Annotated in this window: 16 protein-coding genes; 15 read left to right on the top strand and 1 reads right to left on the bottom strand. The window is 60.4% G+C overall.

Features of this window, described 5'->3' with window-relative positions; all coding sequences use genetic code 11:
- The first annotated feature begins 87 nt into the window (after positions 1-87).
- On the top strand, positions 88-2,106 hold the full coding sequence (locus tag GNX18_RS00490) for a hybrid sensor histidine kinase/response regulator (RefSeq protein WP_240914124.1): 2,019 nt from the start codon (positions 88-90) through the stop codon (positions 2,104-2,106).
- Between the two features lie 117 nt (positions 2,107-2,223).
- Complete coding sequence (locus tag GNX18_RS00495; protein ID WP_166214752.1) at positions 2,224-5,667, top strand: EAL domain-containing protein; 3,444 nt, start codon at positions 2,224-2,226, stop codon at positions 5,665-5,667.
- A gap of 40 nt (positions 5,668-5,707) precedes the next feature.
- Here the strand turns inward: GNX18_RS00495 and GNX18_RS00500 are convergent, their stop codons facing one another.
- The gene (locus tag GNX18_RS00500) at positions 5,708-6,511 is read right to left on the bottom strand and encodes an inositol monophosphatase family protein (protein ID WP_166214754.1); all 804 of its coding nucleotides are present in this window, start codon (positions 6,509-6,511) and stop codon (positions 5,708-5,710) included.
- Between the two features lie 178 nt (positions 6,512-6,689).
- On the opposite strand from GNX18_RS00500, the gene trmJ reads away from it, so the two are divergent.
- The 13 genes from trmJ (at position 6,690) to GNX18_RS00565 (ending at position 17,369) form a co-directional block, all read left to right on the top strand.
- Positions 6,690-7,502, top strand: a complete 813-nt coding sequence (trmJ, locus tag GNX18_RS00505) for a tRNA (cytosine(32)/uridine(32)-2'-O)-methyltransferase TrmJ (protein WP_240914125.1) — start codon at positions 6,690-6,692, stop codon at positions 7,500-7,502.
- 202 nt (positions 7,503-7,704) lie between these two features.
- Positions 7,705-8,196, top strand: coding sequence for a Fe-S cluster assembly transcriptional regulator IscR (iscR, locus tag GNX18_RS00510; protein WP_138235847.1), 492 nt, complete (start codon positions 7,705-7,707; stop codon positions 8,194-8,196).
- 114 nt (positions 8,197-8,310) lie between these two features.
- Positions 8,311-9,525 carry an IscS subfamily cysteine desulfurase gene (locus tag GNX18_RS00515; RefSeq protein WP_138235848.1) on the top strand — a complete coding sequence of 405 codons (1,215 nt, stop codon included), beginning with the start codon at positions 8,311-8,313 and terminating at the stop codon, positions 9,523-9,525.
- A gap of 46 nt (positions 9,526-9,571) precedes the next feature.
- Positions 9,572-9,976 (top strand): Fe-S cluster assembly scaffold IscU, encoded by a 405-nt coding sequence (gene iscU / locus GNX18_RS00520; protein WP_138235849.1) that lies wholly within the window; start codon positions 9,572-9,574, stop codon positions 9,974-9,976.
- Positions 9,977-10,022: 46 nt separating this feature from the next.
- Complete coding sequence (gene iscA / locus GNX18_RS00525; protein WP_166214756.1) at positions 10,023-10,346, top strand: iron-sulfur cluster assembly protein IscA; 324 nt, start codon at positions 10,023-10,025, stop codon at positions 10,344-10,346.
- A 94-nt stretch (positions 10,347-10,440) separates the two neighbouring features.
- Entirely contained in the window at positions 10,441-10,965 is a 525-nt protein-coding gene (gene hscB, locus GNX18_RS00530; protein ID WP_166214758.1) for a Fe-S protein assembly co-chaperone HscB, read from the top strand.
- 25 nt (positions 10,966-10,990) lie between these two features.
- Positions 10,991-12,871, top strand: a complete 1,881-nt coding sequence (hscA, locus tag GNX18_RS00535; protein ID WP_166214760.1) for a Fe-S protein assembly chaperone HscA — start codon at positions 10,991-10,993, stop codon at positions 12,869-12,871.
- 49 nt (positions 12,872-12,920) lie between these two features.
- A complete protein-coding gene (gene fdx / locus GNX18_RS00540) occupies positions 12,921-13,259 on the top strand; it encodes an ISC system 2Fe-2S type ferredoxin (protein ID WP_138235852.1) in 339 nt (112 codons plus the stop codon).
- A gap of 12 nt (positions 13,260-13,271) precedes the next feature.
- The gene (iscX, locus tag GNX18_RS00545) at positions 13,272-13,466 is read left to right on the top strand and encodes a Fe-S cluster assembly protein IscX (RefSeq protein WP_166214762.1); all 195 of its coding nucleotides are present in this window, start codon (positions 13,272-13,274) and stop codon (positions 13,464-13,466) included.
- A 260-nt stretch (positions 13,467-13,726) separates the two neighbouring features.
- Positions 13,727-14,152, top strand: coding sequence for a nucleoside-diphosphate kinase (ndk, locus tag GNX18_RS00550; protein WP_138235854.1), 426 nt, complete (start codon positions 13,727-13,729; stop codon positions 14,150-14,152).
- 143 nt (positions 14,153-14,295) lie between these two features.
- Entirely contained in the window at positions 14,296-15,477 is a 1,182-nt protein-coding gene (gene rlmN / locus GNX18_RS00555; RefSeq protein WP_166214764.1) for a 23S rRNA (adenine(2503)-C(2))-methyltransferase RlmN, read from the top strand.
- Positions 15,478-15,508: 31 nt separating this feature from the next.
- Entirely contained in the window at positions 15,509-16,330 is an 822-nt protein-coding gene (gene pilW, locus GNX18_RS00560; protein ID WP_240914126.1) for a type IV pilus biogenesis/stability protein PilW, read from the top strand.
- Positions 16,317-17,369, top strand: coding sequence for a RodZ domain-containing protein (locus tag GNX18_RS00565; RefSeq protein WP_166214766.1), 1,053 nt, complete (start codon positions 16,317-16,319; stop codon positions 17,367-17,369). The genes pilW and GNX18_RS00565 overlap by 14 nt, the downstream gene beginning before the upstream one ends.
- Positions 17,370-17,433: the final 64 nt, after the last annotated feature.

Raw genomic sequence — 17,433 nt, forward strand, 5'->3', positions numbered from 1 at the left:
TATCCGCCGATAAGTGATTCACTTGCCAGGGTGGTCCGCGATCCCAGCGGTGTCCGAATTTCCCAGTACAAGCCCGACGGCAACACGGTGTCCAACCCAGCATCTTCACAACCCACAGCGGTCGGCCTGAACCTCGCCACCCCCGGCGAGCTTGAAGGGTTACCGCCAGCGCAGGCGCTTACACAGGTGCAGTACCTGCACGGCCTGCTGTTAAGTGCCACTCGCGGTGTATGGGAGTGGCACCCGGCCAGTGGCGTGCAGCGGGCCACGGGTAATCTATGGTTGCAGTTGCACCGGGACCCGGAGGCCGCGCTTGCCGGCGTCTGGACCGGGGACCTGGCGCTGGTGCACTCAGATGACCGCGACAGCCTGCAGTCGTTGCGCCATCGCCTCTGCCTGCAGGGCAATTTTGTTGATACCACCATCCGCGCATTTGCTCACAACGGGCAGCCGCTCTGGTTGCGGTTGTGGGGCCGCGCCTTTACCGACTCCGCAGGTGAGCGCTTCTTTCTGGGCGGCTGTACCGATTACAGCGAGTCTTTTTCTCCCCGCTCTCTCTCGTATTTTTCCGGTGAGCGCATTCAATGTGCGCTGGATGCCGTTGGCGATGGCCTGTGGGAATGGGATCTGCGCGTGGACGAAGTGGTTCTCGATGCCGCCTGCTGGCGCATGTTGGGTTACACGCGAGGCCCGGAAGACTCGGATGCGCGCACGGCGCTGGCGCGCTGGAAGACCCACATGCAGCCGGACGACTACCCCGAAGTAAAGCAGGCGATGGAAGACAATGTGCGCGAGCAACTGCCACTGGACATAGAGTTTCGCCTGCGGCACCGGGAGGGCGGAGTCGTCTGGGTGCGCTGCCGGGGCAATGTTCAATGCAGCAGTGGGGGGCAACCGATCCGGGTAGTCGGTACGCTGCAGGACATCACCGCGGGCAAGAAAAAGCAACTCCGATTGGAAGAGGAGCTGCGTCGGCTCAAGCAGGAAAACAGCGAACGCAATACCCTGATCTCCAGCCTCAGCCACGAGCTGCGCACACCGCTGAACGCCATTCTCGGTTACAGTCAGATGGTGGAGCTGGATCAGAGCTTGAATCCTGACCAGCGATTGCGCCTGGGAGAAATCCGCAAGGCGGGGCAGCACATGCTGCACCTGGTGGGGGATGTACTGGACCTGGCGCGCATCGACAGCCGCCGTCTGGCACCGTCTATTGAACCGATACAGCCGGCCTCGCTGGTGGCGGATTGTCGCCAGTTGTTGGAGCCGCTGGCAGAGACCCGCAAGGTGAGCCTTACCTTTGAGGCGCTGGGCTGGGAGCGCGCCTATATCCTGGCGGATCGCGTGCGCTTCAAGCAGGTGGTGTTAAACCTGATGGGCAACGCCATTAAGTACAACCGGGAGAACGGGCGGGTCGTAATCAGTTTTGCGCCCCAGGCGGAAGGGTGGTTGCGGCTCAGTGTATTGGACACGGGGTGCGGTATCGCCGCCGACAAACAGGCGCAGGTGTTCGAGCCTTTCAATCGTCTCGGTGCCGAGCGCGGAAAAATCGAGGGCACCGGTGTGGGGCTCGCCATTGCCCGGCAGCTGACGGAAGCCATGGGCGGGCGCATCGGTTTTGACAGCGAAGAGGGGCAGGGCTCGGTATTCTGGATCGAATTCATGATGAACGACGCCCCTCATGAAGTATTGCAGATGGCGGCGCGTCCGGATTACGCACGGATGCTGCCGAGCTGCCGGGTGCTGTATGTCGCCGGCAGGACTTCTGCAGCCAGCCGCATGCGGTCAGTGTTGGCCTCGGTGCACCAGGTGGAAGTCCAGATCGCCACGGACGCCATGAAGGGTATCTTCGCGGCGCGCACTGTCCGCCCGGATGTTATTCTGCTGGACGGCGACCTGCCGGGGGTTTCCCTGCAGGACTTCGCTGCCATTATCCGCGGCGACAGCGCCACCGCGCATATACCGCTACTCGGTATTGTCGATCAGCGCTGCCGGCATGTAGACGTGTGTGTGCCCACTTCCTACGATCTGGCGTCGCTGTCTGAGGGATTGCGCTACAGCCTTTCCTCCAGGGATGCCGCAGGCGCTGGGGATCAGGAGAACAGGTGAAACCGGCGGTTTGTGTTGGATAATTTGTGTTGGAAAAAGAAATCAGGGCACCAGCGATCACATCGGACTGAGCCTGCCAGACAATAAAAACAAAGTTTCAACAGGAAGTTGTGCTCGATGTCCCTTCACGACGCAAGTGAAAACCTGAAGGCCGGCCGCGCAGCGGTGACCAGTCATCGGCGGGAAATGCCGCTGAGCCATGCGCTGCTACTGTTGGCGGGCAGCTTTTGTCTGGCCTATTTTTGCAAAAATTTCCTTTCCTTCAGCGATGGCGTCGCCATTATCTGGTTGGCGGATGCACTCGCCATTGCCGTGCTGTATCGGCATGAAGCGCGCACCTGGCCGTTGCTGCTGGCCGCGATTTTTAGCGGAAATCTGCTGGCGGCGTTGGCCAGCGGATTGGAACTGTTCATTGCACCGCTGTACTCCCTGGCCGGTGTCGCCGAAGTGACGGTCGCTGCCGGCATGCTGCGGTACTTCTGCGCGGATGGCGATTTCTTCGGCAGTCTGTGGCGCTGGATCAGGTTCATTTTTTTTGGTGCTTTTCTTTCGACGGTGGTGGGGGCGAGTATTGGCGCCGGCGTTGCAGCCTATTTCCGCAGTTTGCCGTTTGGAGAGGTGTTCCTGCTCTGGTATCTCGCAGATGCCATCGGCATCTGCATGTTTCTGCCACTGATCCATCTGCTTACCAGTGAGCCCAGCGCCAGGGCTTCGTTTGCCCGCGCTGATCTTCGTCTGCTGTCGGTGGGGGTGGGCGCTCTGGTCAGCATCCTGTTGCTGCTGTTGGTATTTCCGGATCCGTTCGTATTCATCACGCTTCCGCTGATATGGGCGGCCGCCCGCCTGGAATTGCCGCAGGCATTGCTGGTGATTTTCTCTGTGGCACTGATGCTACTGATGCTATTGATCAATGGTCCGCAATGGTTGCCGGAAAAATTGCGCAACGCGCGCAATATCCTGGATTTTCTGCCGTTGTATGTGGGATTGGTGCCGGCCTACGTGATGGCGGTTACCTCTGGTATCGAACGCAAGCGAAGCCAGCGGATTATTGAGGTGGAGAGCAGCTTTCGCGCGGCTATGGGGTCTTCCCGTATCGGAATGCTGCTGGTGTCGCTGGACAATCGCATCCTCCAGGCCAACCCAAGTTTCTGTCGCTTTATCGGTTATTCGGAAGTGGAATTGCGCGGGCTCAGTATTCGCGAAGTAGTCTGCTTCGCGGATTCTGCGACCAACCTGAACGGGACTGGCCTGCACAATCCGCTGATTGATGTTCAGTTGGGATTCGTGCAGGACGCCGAGTGGCGCTTCCTACGCAAGAGTGGCGAGCGGATCTGGGGCCATTGGTCCTGCAGTCTCGCCCGCGGCGCACGCAATGAGCCGCTGTATGCCGTGGTGCAGGTGGAAGACATCGACTGGAGAAAACACAGCGAGACCCAGTTGGCAAAGGCCGAGGAGCGCTGGAAATTTTCCCTTACGGTTACCGGTCAGGTCGTGTACGACTGGGATCTCATTAGCGGCAAAACCTTTTTTTCGGAGTGGCTCAGCAGTGGTGTGGGAATTGAGGCCGCGCATCTGACCAGCCGCCAGGACTGGATTGACCGGGTCAACCCTGAAGACCGCCAGCGGCTGTTGCAGGCTCAGCGCGAGCATTTTAGCGGGCTCGCTCGGGATATCGACTGTCAGTACCGGGTGCGCACGGATTCAGGTTCTGCGCGCTGGATTCACGAGGTTGCTCACGTCATGGAATCCGGTGAAGGTGGCGAACCGCTGCGCCTTATCGGTGTGCTGCGGGATATCACCGACAACAAAAATATGGCGCGCTCGCTGGAGGAGGAAAAAGAACATTTGCAGGTTACCCTGAATGCCATCGCCGACGCGGTGATTGCGACCGATCCACTGCAACAGATCACCTTCATGAACCCGGTGGCAGAGCAGCTCACCGGATGGCCGCTGGGAGAAGTGAAGGGCAAGACCGTCAGCGCGGTGCTGCAGATGGCCAACGGCCGTGACGGCGAACCGGTTTCCTGTCCCGTTACCGAGTGCCTCAGCAGCGTGATGCCGGTGTTCTCCTCCGAGGGTACGGTGCTGCATAACCGGCACGGCAACAGCTACGACGTGAAATGTTCCGCATCGCCCATGCGCACTGGAGGCGGACAGCTGCTCGGTGCGGTGCTGGTGTTCCAGGACGTGACCGAAACCCGCGAGTTGATCCGGCAGCTGCGCTACAAGGCGAGCCACGATGATCTCACCCGCCTGCCCAATCGCGAATCGTTCAAGCGGGATCTGATGGATGCGGTCGCCAGCGTACGCAATACCGAAACGGTGCATGTGCTCGCGTATATGGATCTCGACCGCTTCAAGGTCATCAATGACAGTGCCGGGCATCAGGCGGGTGATGCACTGTTGCGCAATGTGGCGCGATTTCTGCGTGGCGAGTTGCGGGAGAACGACAGCGTGGCGCGTCTCGGCGGCGACGAGTTCGGCATTCTGCTGCGCGATTGCAACAAAGAGCAGGCGCGGCGGCGCTGTGAACAACTGGTACGGAAAATCGTCGCGCTGCGTTTCCCCTGGGGCGGTCGTATTTTCGATGTGGGCGCCAGTGTGGGCGTAACCGAAATCCGCCGCGATAACAGCCAGATTGCCGACCTGATGAGCCAGGCGGATGTGGCTTGCTATTCCGCAAAACACGCCGGGCGCGGCGTGGTGATGTTGTACGAGACTGACAGCAGCGCCGCGGCGGATCAGCACCGCGAAATCCAAATGGCGTCGCGCATTCGCGAAGCACTGGATGAGAACCGTCTGCGCCTGTTTGCGCAGCCCATTGCCAGTGCCGCCGAGCCCGAAAATATCAGTCATTACGAACTGCTGGTACGCATGGTAGAGGCCGACGGCAGCCTGATTCCTCCAGGCGCGTTTATCCCTGCGGCGGAACGCTACGGACTGATGCTGCAAGTGGACAGCTGGGTGATGAATACGTTCCTGCGGGAGCAGGTAGCTGCCGTTGCGCGGAGCGGCCTGAGTTTTGCCATGAATCTGTCTGCCGAAGCCATCGGAGACAGCACTTTCCAGCAGAGCCTGTTTGCCCTACTGAAGGATTCCGCGCTGCCGTTTGATCGCCTGGGGATCGAAATTACTGAAACCGCGATGGTCAACCAGATGGAGAGCGCCAGCCGGTTTGTTGCCACTCTGCGGGAAATGGGCTGCAAGGTGGCGCTGGATGATTTTGGCAATGGCCTGAGTTCCTTCAACTACCTGAAAGCATTTGCCATTGATTACATCAAGATCGATGGCAGTTTCGTAAGGCAGGTGGAATCGAATTTTGTCGACCTGATGATCGTCGAGTCCATCAACCAGGTTGCGCACCGCCTGAAGGCGCGCACCATTGCCGAATATGTGGAAGACGCAGCCACCGCGGAAAGGCTCAACATAATCGGAGTGGATCTGCTGCAGGGCTATTACATCGGGCGACCACTGCCGCTTGAAGATTTGCTGGCGGAGAGCGCTGCGGAGTGTGATGTCAGCGAGTATGGGGAAGTCGTCAGGCTTGAGCTGGGGAGCTGAACCGGCCGGGGCCGGTTCAGTACAGGTGTGCGGTAGTTTACTAGCGGATCTTGCCCAGGTGCTTGCCCACGATCTGCAGTAGCGGCTTGAAGGTTTTAGGGGTGGCGCACACCAGATTGCCGCTGTCCAGGTAATCGTTGCCACCGCGGAAGTCGCTGATCAGGCCGCCGGCTTCTTTTACCAGCAGCGAACCCGCGGCGATATCCCAGGTGTTCAGGTACATTTCCCAGAAGCCGTCGAAGCGGCCCGCGGCTACATAGGCCAGGTCCAGCGCGGCGGCTCCGGGGCGGCGGATACCGGCGGTCTGACCGGCAATTTCTTTTAGGGTCGCGAGGTAAGGGTCGATGTTATCCAGCGCGTGACCATTGAATGGGATACCGGTGCCAATCAGCGCACCGTTTAACCCCTGGCGGTTGGATACGCGGATGCGACGGCCATTGAGTGCGGCGCCGCGACCGCGACTCGCGGTAAATTCTTCGCGCTTGATCGGATCCAGCACGACCGCGTGTTCGATCTGGCCGCGGTAGCGGCAGGCAATGGAAATGGCGAAGTGCGGGCAGCCGTGGATAAAGTTGGTGGTGCCGTCCAGCGGGTCGATGATCCACTCGTACTCCGGCTCAGCGCCCTCCTGCAGGCCGCTCTCCTCACCGCGAATACTGTGTTTGGGGAAGGCCTTGCGCAGATGGTAGATGATTTCCTGTTCGCTGGCCTTGTCCACTTCTGTCACGTAATCGTTGCGACCTTTCTCTTCAAACTTCATCAGGTCGCCGCGCTCCCAGGCACGTTCAATCAGTTCACCGGCCTTGCGCGCCGCGCGCAGGGCAATATTCAGCATGGGTTCCATAGGAATTCCGCGATCAGTTAGTGGATTCTAAAAAAGCAGCACCGGGCTTGCCGGGCGGGCGCGATTGTAGGGATTTCTGTGCAATTTTGCTACACTCCGCGCCCGTTTTGTAACACGCAAGTGTAGGCTCGGTAGTCGACCTGTGGCTACCCGACCCTGCCCGTATCCGGAAATCCCCATGGCGACCTCTCCCTCTGAAACCGCAGCTTCCACCGCTTCCCGTTCCGCGCTCGAGGCGCTGGACAATATCCGCGTGGTACTGGTGAACAGCGCCCACCCGGGCAATATCGGCGGCGCCGCTCGCGCGCTCAAAAATATGGGCCTGAGCCAGCTGTACCTGGTACAGCCGCGGGAGTTCCCCGCTGCCAACGCGGTGTGGCGCGCCGCCGGGGCCGCCGAGCTGCTGGACAGCGCGGTGGTGGTCGAAAGTCTGGAAGAGGCGGTGGCGGACTGCGGCCTGGTGGTGGCCACCAGCGCCCGCGAGCGCCGTATTCCGTGGCCGCTGCTCACCCCGCGGGAATGCGGAGTGCGCGCGGTGGCCGAAGCCAAAACCCACCCGGTGGCGCTGGTGTTCGGGCGCGAGGATCGCGGGCTCACTAACGAGGAGTTGCAGGCGTGCAATTTCCACGTGCACATCCCGTCCAACCCGGAGTACAGCTCGCTGAATCTGGCCACTGCCGTGCAGGTGCTGGTGTACGAGGCGCGCATGGCCGCGCTGGAAGACGAGCGCGGCGAGGCGCTCAGCTTCCACGACTGGGACCGCCCGCCGGCGAAAGCCTCGGATATGGAACTCTATTACGAACATCTGCAGCTGGCACTCGGCGAGCTGGGTTTTATCGATCCGGACAATCCCCGTCAGACCATGACCCGACTGCGTCGACTGTTCAGCCGAGTACGTCCAGATGATATGGAGTTGGGTATCCTGCGCGGCATGCTGACCGCGATCCAGAACCATATTTACCGCTCCGGTGGCAAGGGGCGACCCGACTGATTGGTGTCCAGGCGGGGGAATCGCCGGTGATATGCCACAGAGCGCGGCGAGGATAACTAATTGGTATAACTGCCCGCCAAATACCCGACCAGTTCGCTCGGCTATATACTTGACCAAGGTAGTGGGTTATTCCATACTCGCGCCCCGATTCAATGGTGCGGGCTTATCTGGATGTCCGCGGGCCTGAGTGACAGGAGGCGTTATGCGTTTGACAACCAAGGGGCGGTATGCGGTAACAGCCATGCTCGACCTGGCGTTGCACGCGGAGCGGGGGCCCATCAGCCTGGCAGACATTTCCAAGCGCCAGGATATTTCCCTGTCTTATCTGGAACAGCTGTTCTCCCGCCTGCGTCAGTCCGGACTGGTATGCAGTGTGCGCGGACCCGGCGGTGGCTACCGTCTGGCGCGGTCCGGCGCGGACATTTGCGTGGCGGAAATCATCGACGCGGTCAACGAATCTGTCGACGCCACCAGCTGTGGCGGCAACAGCGATTGTTCCGGCGGGGAGCAGTGCCTCACCCACTACCTGTGGACGGATCTCAGTCGTCAGATCCACGGCTTCCTCAACGGCATCAGCCTCGCGGATTTGGTGGAACGCTCGGAAGTACAGGAGGTGGCCCGCCGCCAGGATTGCCGCAACGGGGCAGACGGTACGATTGAACAGAAAGTAGCGATTATCGGCGGCTTGCAGTAAGGTGCCGGCCGCCCGGTCAGGCCAATGGGTACTGACCGGCGTTTTTTCGCAGAAAAAGCAGCAAGTGACAGCAGTATGGTGCCGGCAGCAACCGGCGAGTGGAGACGAGAGATTATGAAGCTTCCCATTTACCTGGATTATTCGGCAACCTGCCCGGTAGACCCGCGCGTCGCCAGTAAAATGGCGGAGCAGTTGACCATGGACGGCAACTTCGGCAATCCGGCCTCCCGCTCACACTTGTTCGGCTGGAAAGCCGAGGAAGCGGTGGAAGATGCGCGCCGCCAGGTAGCGGAACTGGTTAACGCCGACCCCCGTGAGATCGTGTGGACCAGCGGTGCCACCGAGTCCGACAATCTCGCCATTAAGGGTGCCGCCCACTTCTACCAGGGCAAGGGCAAGCACATCATCACCTCCAAGATCGAGCATAAAGCGGTGCTCGACACCTGCCGCCAGCTGGAGCGCGAAGGCTTTGAAGTCACCTACCTGAACCCGAAGGAAGACGGCATCGTCTATCCCGAGCAGGTCGCGGAAGCGCTGCGTGAAGACACCATTCTGGTGAGCCTGATGCACGTCAACAATGAAATCGGCGTGGTCAACGACATCGCCGCTATCGGTGAACTGTGCCGCGCGCACAAGGTGATTTTTCACGTGGACGCCGCCCAGAGCGCCGGCAAGATCGACATCGACCTGGAAAACACCAAGGTCGATCTGATGTCCTTCTCGGCCCACAAGGCATACGGGCCCAAGGGTATCGGAGCCCTGTACGTGCGCCGCAAGCCGCGCGTGCGCATTGAGGCGCAGATGCACGGCGGTGGCCACGAGCGCGGCATGCGTTCCGGCACCCTGCCGACCCACCAGATCGTGGGTATGGGAGAAGCCTTCCGTATTGCCAAAGAGGAAATGGCCGAAGAGGCCAAGCGTCTGCTGGCCCTGCGCGAGCGTTTCTGGGACCAGATCAAGGATATGGAAGAGGTGCACATCAACGGCTCCGTGGAGCAGCGTGTGCCGGGCAACCTGAATGTGAGCTTCGCGTTCGTAGAGGGTGAGAGCCTGATCATGTCCCTGAAGGATCTGGCGATTTCCTCCGGCTCCGCCTGTACTTCCGCCAGCCTCGAGCCCAGCTATGTGCTGCGCGCGCTGGGTGTGAACGACGAGCTGGCCCACAGCTCCCTGCGCTTCAGTTTCGGCCGTTTTACCACGGAACAGGACGTGGATACCGCGGCCAAAGAAGTAAGAAAGGCGGTGGAAAAACTGCGCGAGCTGTCCCCGTTGTGGGACATGTACAAAGATGGTGTTGATCTCAGCACCATCGAATGGGCGGCACACTGATTTGCTGCTCGAGGCGACATTGGAAACGAATTGAGAGGGTACAGTCATGGCCTACAGCGATAAAGTAATTGACCACTATGAACACCCCCGCAATGTCGGTCGCATGGACGACAAAGCGGACAACGTGGGCACCGGCATGGTCGGCGCGCCGGCTTGTGGCGACGTGATGCGTCTTCAGATCCAGGTGAACGACGCCGGCATCATTGAAGATGCCAAGTTCAAAACCTATGGTTGCGGATCCGCCATCGCCTCCAGCTCCCTGCTCACCGAGTGGGTGAAGGGCAAGACCCTGGACGAAGCGGTGCAGATCAAGAACACCCAGATCGCCGAAGAACTGGCGCTGCCGCCGGTGAAAATCCACTGTTCCGTGCTGGCGGAAGATGCCATCAAGGCGGCGGTGCGCAATATCCGCGAAAAACGCGGCGAGACGGTGGAAGAAGCCGCGGGTTAATCCCGGGTTTTCTGCGTTAACCTGGCGGTAAGGAGTAGCTGAGCATATGGCCATTACCATGACCGAAGCGGCCCAGGCACATGTTGCCAAACAGCTGGCCAGTCGCGGCAAGGGCATCGGCATCCGTGTCGGTGTGAAAACCGCCGGCTGCTCCGGTATGGCATATGTACTGGAGTTTGTAGATCGGGCCGAGGCGGAAGACGAAGTGTTTGAAGCCGGCGGCGTAAAACTGGTGGTCGACCCGAAAAGCCTCGCCTACCTCGACGGGACCGAACTGGATTTCGTCAAGGAAGGGTTGAACGAAGGCTTCGCCTTCAAGAACCCGAACGTCAAGAACGAGTGCGGCTGCGGCGAAAGCTTTCACGTTTAACGGAAAACTTTCTGGCAGCAGAAGGCCGGATGCCAAGGCGCATACCGGCCTTTTTGCTATAGAACCTTCGGCAAACTGAAATGAAACTTTCTTTATGAAGCTTCAGCAGAACCATTTCGAAATTTTCGGCCTGCCGCAGACCTATGAGGTGGACCGCCAGGCGTTGACCAAGCGCTACCGGGAGCTGCAGCAGGAGTTCCACCCGGACCGCTTCGCGGCGAAATCCGAGCGCGAGCAGATGCTGTCCATGCAGTATGCGGCGCAGATCAACGAGGCCAACAATACCCTCAAAGACCCGGTGGCGCGCGCGCAATACCTGCTGCAGCTGGCCGGTATCGAGATCTATCCCGAGCAGACCACCGCCGACGGCGAATTCCTGATGCAGCAGATGATCCTGCGCGAGCGCTTGGAAGACGTGCGCGATGCCGGCGACCCGGAAGCGGAGCTGGAAGAGTTAGGCAGTGATGCCGACGAGCTCTTCCGTGCACAGGAGCAGGCTTTTTCCGCGAGCCTGGGAAATCAGGCACTGGATGCGGCCAGCGCCGCGCTGCTGAAAATGCAGTTTCTCGCCAAGTTGCGCCGGCAGATCGACGCGCTTGAAGAAGAACTACTGGACTGAACGTATATAAGTTGTTGAAAGCACTATGGCACTACTGCAGATTTCCGAACCCGGCCAGACCCCCGAACCCCACCAGCGCAAGCGCGCGGTAGGTATCGACCTCGGCACCACCAACTCTCTGGTGGCCACGGTGCGCAGTGGGACGGCGGAAGCTCTGCCGGCAGAAGACGGGCGCGTGATACTGCCCTCTGCTGTTCGCTACCGCGAAGACGGCGTGGAAGTTGGCTACGGCGCGCGCGCCGCCGCCGGTGACGACCCTTACAACACCCTGATTTCCATCAAGCGCTTTATGGGGCGCGGCCTCGCCGATATCAAACATTTCGGAGAGCAGTTGCCCTACAATTTCGCCGCGGACATGGCGGGCATGCCCTCCATTGAGACCGTGGCCGGTGCGGTGAACCCGGTGCAGGTGTCTGCGGAAATTCTCAAGGTGCTCGCCCAGCGTGGTGCCGAATCCCTCGGCGGCCCGCTCGATGGCGCGGTGATCACCGTGCCCGCGTATTTTGATGAGGCCCAGCGCCAGGCCACCAAAGACGCCGCAAAACTGGCCGGCCTCAAGGTGCTGCGACTGTTGAACGAGCCCACCGCCGCGGCCGTGGCCTACGGCCTCGACAAGGCAGAAGAGGGCGGCGACGTGGCGGACAAGACCATCGCCGTGTACGACCTCGGCGGCGGCACGTTTGATATATCCATCCTGCGCTTGTCCAAAGGCGTGTTTGAAGTGCTCGCCACCGGTGGTGACAGCGCTCTTGGCGGAGACGACTTCGACCGGGCGGTGGCGGAGTGGATAGCGGTGGAGGCCGGCCTCGGCACCGATCTCAATGCCGCCACCCAGCGCAAACTGTTGGACATTGCCTGCGCGGCCAAGGAAGCCCTTGCCGCGGAAACCTCGGTGCCGGTGGCTTACGACCACTGGTCCGGCGCACTGACCCGCGACGGGTTGGCCGAATTGATCGACCCGCTGATCGGCAAAACCCTGCGCGCCTGCAAGCGCGCGCTGCGGGATGCGGGCCTCGATACCGCCGATGTGGAAGAAGTGGTACTGGTAGGCGGGTCCACAAGAACCCTGCGGGTGCGGGAAAAGGTACAGGAGTTTTTCGGTCGCGAGCCCCACGCGGACATCGATCCGGATCAGGTGGTGGCCATCGGTGCCGCGATCCAGGCGGATGTGCTGGTGGGCAACAAATCCCGCGAGGACCTGCTGCTGCTGGATGTGATCCCGCTGTCCCTGGGTATCGAGACCATGGGTGGGCTCACGGAGAAACTGATCCACCGCAACACCACCATTCCGGTGGCCAAGGCCCAGGAGTTCACCACCTTCAAGGACGGCCAGACGGCTATGGCCATCCACGTGGTGCAGGGTGAACGCGAGCTGGTGAAAGACTGCCGCTCACTGGCGCGCTTCGAACTGCGCGGTATTCCGCCGATGGTGGCGGGTGCGGCGCATATCCGCGTGACCTTTCAGGTGGATGCGGACGGTCTGCTGGCGGTCAGTGCCGTGGAGAAAAGCAGCGGTGTGGCCGCGGAAATCACCGTCAAGCCGTCCTACGGTCTTGAGGATTCCGACATTACCCGCATGTTGCAGGACTCTTACGCCAACGCCGAGGAAGACATCGCCGCGCGCGCCCTGCGCGAGGCTCAGGTCGAGGCGGAGCGCACCCTGGAAGCTATGTTGGTCGCCTTGCAGGAAGACGGCGCGGAACTGCTGGACGAGCGCGAACTCGGCGAGCTGGAGCGTGCCATGGAAGCGCTGCGCCTCGCGCACAACGGCGGCACGCCGGAGGAAATCCGCAACCGCATCGACGCGTTGAACACGCTGTCCGAGCCTTACGCCGCCCGCCGCATGGACAAGTCCATCAAGCGCGCCATGCAGGGCCACAGCCTGGATGAATTTGATAAGCCCTGAGGGCCATTTGATAAGCCCTGAGGGCGGTGACTGAGTGAGAGTTTGAGTTATGCCGAAGATCGTATTCCTGCCGCATCCGGAGCTGTGCCCGGAAGGCAAGGTCATTGAAGTGGAACCGGGCATCACCGTGTGCGACGCCGCGCTGCAGAATGGTGTGGAGATTGAGCACGCCTGCGAAAAGTCCTGCGCCTGTACCACCTGTCACGTGATTGTGCGCGAGGGTTTTGACTCCCTCGGTGAGCCGGACGAGCTGGAAGAAGACCTGCTGGACAAGGCCTGGGGCCTGGAGCCGGAGTCGCGCCTGTCCTGTCAGGCGGTGGTGGATAAGGAAGATCTGGTGGTCGAGATTCCCAAATACACCATCAACCAGGTTTCCGAGCGCCATTAAGGGGACACACCGATGAAATGGACGGATATTCACGATATCGCCATCGAACTCGCGGACAACTATCCGGACGTGGACCCGCTTGCGGCCAACTTCGTCGACCTGCGCAAATGGGTGATGGAGCTGCCGGATTTTGATGACGATCCCAACCGCTGTGGCGAGAAGATCCTGGAGGCCATTCAGGCGGCCTGGATCGAGGAAAACGAATAAGCCTCATTTTGCGCGCCGCCTCTTGTAGGAGCCTGCTTGCGAGTTCGCCTGCAAGGCAGGCTCCTACAGGTCGCTCAGCGGCCAAATCAAACAGTACAAACTTCACCCCACTACGCGTATAATCCGCCCTCCGCGAACCGGGATTGGTTAAATAATCGTCAGTTCGCCGTGAGAGAGAATTCAGGGAAGAGCAACTCCGGTTGCTCTTTTCGTATCTGTTGAAAACGTAATTATCTATAAACCTGAAATTGGAGAAAAACATGGCCCTGGAACGCACCCTGTCCATTATCAAGCCGGACGCCGTAGCCAAGAACGTCATCGGTGAAATCGAGAGCCGCTTTGAGAAAGCCGGTCTGCGCATTGTTGCCATGAAGATGGTTCAGCTGTCCCGCGAGAAGGCCGAAGGTTTCTACGCCGAGCACAAAGAGCGTCCTTTCTTCAAGGATCTGGTGGATTTCATGACTTCCGGCCCGGTTGTTGTACAGGTTCTGGAAGGCGAGAACGCGGTGAAAGCCAACCGCGACCTGATGGGCGCCACCAACCCGAAAGAAGCCGAAGCCGGCACCATCCGCGCTGACTTTGCCGAGAGCATCGACGCCAACGCGGTACACGGTTCCGACTCCACCACTTCCGCCGAGCGCGAAGTGAGCTACTTCTTCTCTGCAGAAGAAATCTGCGCGCGTTAATTGCTTGCGGGTTTTCGGACCCAAAAGTTGTCATCCCGGCGCAGGCCGGGATCCAGGGTTCTGGGCGCCGGCCTGCGCCGGTGCGACGAGAATGTGATAGTGCACCGAATTTTTTCGCACCGGATCCGGTGCAAGGTGAATCCATGAGCGACGTACAGACAGTGCAAGCTTCTACCGAAAGCGCCGAACAAACCGAAAAAGTAAATCTGCTGGGCCTGTCCGTCGACAAGCTCGCCGCATTCTTTGACGGTCTCGGCGAAAAGCGCTTCCGCGCGGTGCAGGTGCTGAAGTGGATTCACCAGAACGGCGCCGACGATTTCGAGCAGATGACCAATGTCAGCAAGGCGCTGCGCGCAAAGCTGGCGGAAGTGGCCGAGATTCGCGCCCCCAAAGTCCTGAAGCAGATGGATTCCGCCGACGGCACCCGCAAATGGCTGATCGAAGTCACCGGCGGCAATGTGATCGAGACCGTATTCATTCCCGACGGTGAGCGCGGCACCTTGTGCGTGTCCTCCCAGGTGGGTTGTTCCCTCGACTGCAGCTTCTGCGCCACCGGCAAGCAGGGCTTCAACCGCGACCTGACGGCGGCCGAGATCATCGGCCAGGTGTGGATCGCGTGTAAGTCCTTCGGGCAGTTGCAGCCGCCCGTGAAGAAACAAGAGCGCCCGCGCAAGGTGACCAACGTGGTGATGATGGGCATGGGTGAACCCCTGCTCAACTTCGATAACGTGGTCGATGCGATGAACCTGATGATGGAAGACAACGCCTACGGCATCTCCAAGCGCAGAGTGACCCTGAGTACCTCCGGCGTGGTTCCGGCACTGGACCGCCTCGCGGAAGTGACCGATGTGAGCCTGGCCATCTCCCTGCATGCGCCCAACGACGAGCTGCGCAACGAGCTGGTGCCGATCAACAAGAAATACCCCATCGCCATGCTGCTCGACAGCGCCAAGCGCTATATCGAGAGCATGCCCGACAATCATCGCAAGATGACCATCGAGTACACCATGATCCGGGACGTGAACGACCGCCCCGAGCACGCCGAACAACTGGGCGAGCTGCTGCGTGATGTGCCGGTAAAGATAAATCTGATACCCTTCAATCCGTTCGAGCTGTCCGACTATCAACGGGTCAGCAATAACGCTTTGCGACGTTTTCAACAGATTTTGTTGGACAAAGGCTATACCGTAACCGTGCGTACCACCCGGGGCGACGACATCGCCGCGGCCTGTGGCCAGCTGGCCGGCCAGGTGAATGACCGCACCCGTCGCTCGGAGCGCTACCGCAACGCGGAGCGCCCGGTGCGGATCGTCGGGCAGGCCTGATATTTGCATTGCCGGAAATCGGCGTGCGCCCGTGGTAAACGCACCCGATAACGACAAGGTGAAGCTCGTGTTTGCAAGAATTTCCAGCCCGGCAGTATTGGCCGGACTCCTCCTCAGCCTGTTGCTGGGCGGCTGTGTCAGCTCTGGCCCCGGCAAGTCCGTGGATCTCGACAAGGCGCGGGAGACCCATATCCAGTTGGGGCTGCGCTATCTGCAGAGCGGCAGTGAAAACCGGGAACTGGCCCGCCATCACTTCCAGAAAGCGCTCGAACTGGGCCGGAAAGATCCGCAGGCGCACCATGGCCTGGCGCTGCTGTATCAGGCCGACAAGGAAAATGCCGTGGCGGAGTCCCATTTCAAGAAGGCGCTGCGCTACGACAGCAAGTTTTCCATGGCACGGGTGAACTACGGCGCCTTTCTGTACCAGCAGGAGCGCTACCGCGATGCCAAAGCGCAGTTTCAGGTCGCCTCCGAAGATCTCACCTACAATCGCCGCTCCTATGCGCTCGCCAACCTCGGCCGCGCCGAGTTGCGGTTGGGAGAGAGTGACGCCGCCGAGGCGGCCTTCATGAAGGCGCTTTCTCTCAGCCCCAATATGTCTTTGGCGCAACTGGAGCTGGCGGAGCTCAAGTTTGCGAAGGGCGATTACGCACAGGCAAAGCAGTATCTCGACCGCTACAGCGACAAGAATCGTCAGGTGCCGCAGTCCCTATGGTTGGGGATTCGCATCGAGAAAATTTTTGGCAATCGGGACAAGGAAAGGAGTTACGCCCTGGCGCTGAAAAACCTCTTTCCCTATTCAGCGGAAACGCTGAAGTACCAGCAGATGATGGCCGAAAATGAGCAGCAGTAACCAGATCTCAGACCCGCAGGAAACAACCTCCACCGATACGCCCGCGATCACTGTGGGTATTATGCTCCGGGAGGCGCGCGACAAGGCCGGGTTCACCCGCGACGAACTCGCCCGCCGCCTGTGCATGACCCCGGACAAACTGGAGGCCCTTGAGCAGGACGCCTTCGAGCGTTTTGCCGGCACCACCTATGTGCGCGGCTATATCCGCAACCTGTGCAAAGAGCTGGGGCTCGATGCCACCGTGGTGATGGAGGCTTTTGCCCGGCAGATGCCGGTGGAGGTCGCCGCGGAGCCTGCGCGCGCACCGGTGGGTGCGGTGTTATCCAGTCGCCGGGAAAGGCGTCGCGGTTCCTTGTCAGCTCCACTCATACTGGTACTTGCGCTGGCTGCAGGTGGTGGTTTCTGGTGGTTCGATCAGCAGGCGGGGGACGGAAGCCAACTGGTGCGTGTGGATGGCGCCCAGGATCGCGATGACAGTGAGCTGTTGGCGACCGCGTCGCGCTACAGTGCGGAAGTCGATATCAGCGAAGAGGCTGCCGAGGTGGCGTTCCCCACGGTTCAGTCTGTCGAAACGTCCGAAGCATTGACTGACATAAACGAAGAGCGCGCCGCCGCGCCGGAAGTCGATGACGGGGCGCCCGAGACCGATGCTGAGCTCGCAGATGTTGTTCCGCCAGATGTGGAAAACTCTGCCGCTGAAGCGCTGCACCCTGTTGCGGAGCGCTCGGCGGAGGTACCCTCCGGGGTAGCGCCGGTTGCCGCGGCTGAAACTGTGGAGGCTCCGTCAGAAGCCGGCACTGCGCCGCGTCTGGTGATTTCCTTTCAGGGGGAGTCCTGGCTGGAAGTGACCGATGCAACTGGCTACAAAATGATCGCCAAGTTGCAGCCTGCGGGCTCTACTGTGGAACTGAATGGCCGGGCTCCGTTCAGTGTGATGCTGGGTAATGCCGCAGCGGCCACCATCACCTTTGACGGTCAGGTGGTCGACAGTGCGCCCATCGGCAATCGCCGCACCCGCAAACTCAGCGTGGGTGGCTGATCCGGTCTCCGAACGGCAGGGTAGGAGCCTGCTTGCAGGCGAACAGGGCAGGGCTCTGCCTCAT

Source organism: Microbulbifer sp. SH-1 (assembly GCF_011326135.1).
Taxonomy (GTDB): domain Bacteria; phylum Pseudomonadota; class Gammaproteobacteria; order Pseudomonadales; family Cellvibrionaceae; genus Microbulbifer; species Microbulbifer harenosus.

What these genes read in the sequence shown, in the direction of transcription:
- GNX18_RS00495 (WP_166214752.1), top strand. Translation starts at nt 2,224, where the DNA reads ATGTCCCTTCACGACGCAAGTGAAAACCTGAAGGCCGGCCGCGCAGCG.
- GNX18_RS00500 (WP_166214754.1), bottom strand. Translation starts at nt 6,511, where the DNA reads ATGGAACCCATGCTGAATATTGCCCTGCGCGCGGCGCGCAAGGCCGGT.
- trmJ (WP_240914125.1), top strand. Translation starts at nt 6,690, where the DNA reads ATGGCGACCTCTCCCTCTGAAACCGCAGCTTCCACCGCTTCCCGTTCC.
- iscR (WP_138235847.1), top strand. Translation starts at nt 7,705, where the DNA reads ATGCGTTTGACAACCAAGGGGCGGTATGCGGTAACAGCCATGCTCGAC.
- GNX18_RS00515 (WP_138235848.1), top strand. Translation starts at nt 8,311, where the DNA reads ATGAAGCTTCCCATTTACCTGGATTATTCGGCAACCTGCCCGGTAGAC.
- iscU (WP_138235849.1), top strand. Translation starts at nt 9,572, where the DNA reads ATGGCCTACAGCGATAAAGTAATTGACCACTATGAACACCCCCGCAAT.
- iscA (WP_166214756.1), top strand. Translation starts at nt 10,023, where the DNA reads ATGGCCATTACCATGACCGAAGCGGCCCAGGCACATGTTGCCAAACAG.
- hscB (WP_166214758.1), top strand. Translation starts at nt 10,441, where the DNA reads ATGAAGCTTCAGCAGAACCATTTCGAAATTTTCGGCCTGCCGCAGACC.
- hscA (WP_166214760.1), top strand. Translation starts at nt 10,991, where the DNA reads ATGGCACTACTGCAGATTTCCGAACCCGGCCAGACCCCCGAACCCCAC.
- fdx (WP_138235852.1), top strand. Translation starts at nt 12,921, where the DNA reads ATGCCGAAGATCGTATTCCTGCCGCATCCGGAGCTGTGCCCGGAAGGC.
- iscX (WP_166214762.1), top strand. Translation starts at nt 13,272, where the DNA reads ATGAAATGGACGGATATTCACGATATCGCCATCGAACTCGCGGACAAC.
- ndk (WP_138235854.1), top strand. Translation starts at nt 13,727, where the DNA reads ATGGCCCTGGAACGCACCCTGTCCATTATCAAGCCGGACGCCGTAGCC.
- rlmN (WP_166214764.1), top strand. Translation starts at nt 14,296, where the DNA reads ATGAGCGACGTACAGACAGTGCAAGCTTCTACCGAAAGCGCCGAACAA.
- GNX18_RS00565 (WP_166214766.1), top strand. Translation starts at nt 16,317, where the DNA reads ATGAGCAGCAGTAACCAGATCTCAGACCCGCAGGAAACAACCTCCACC.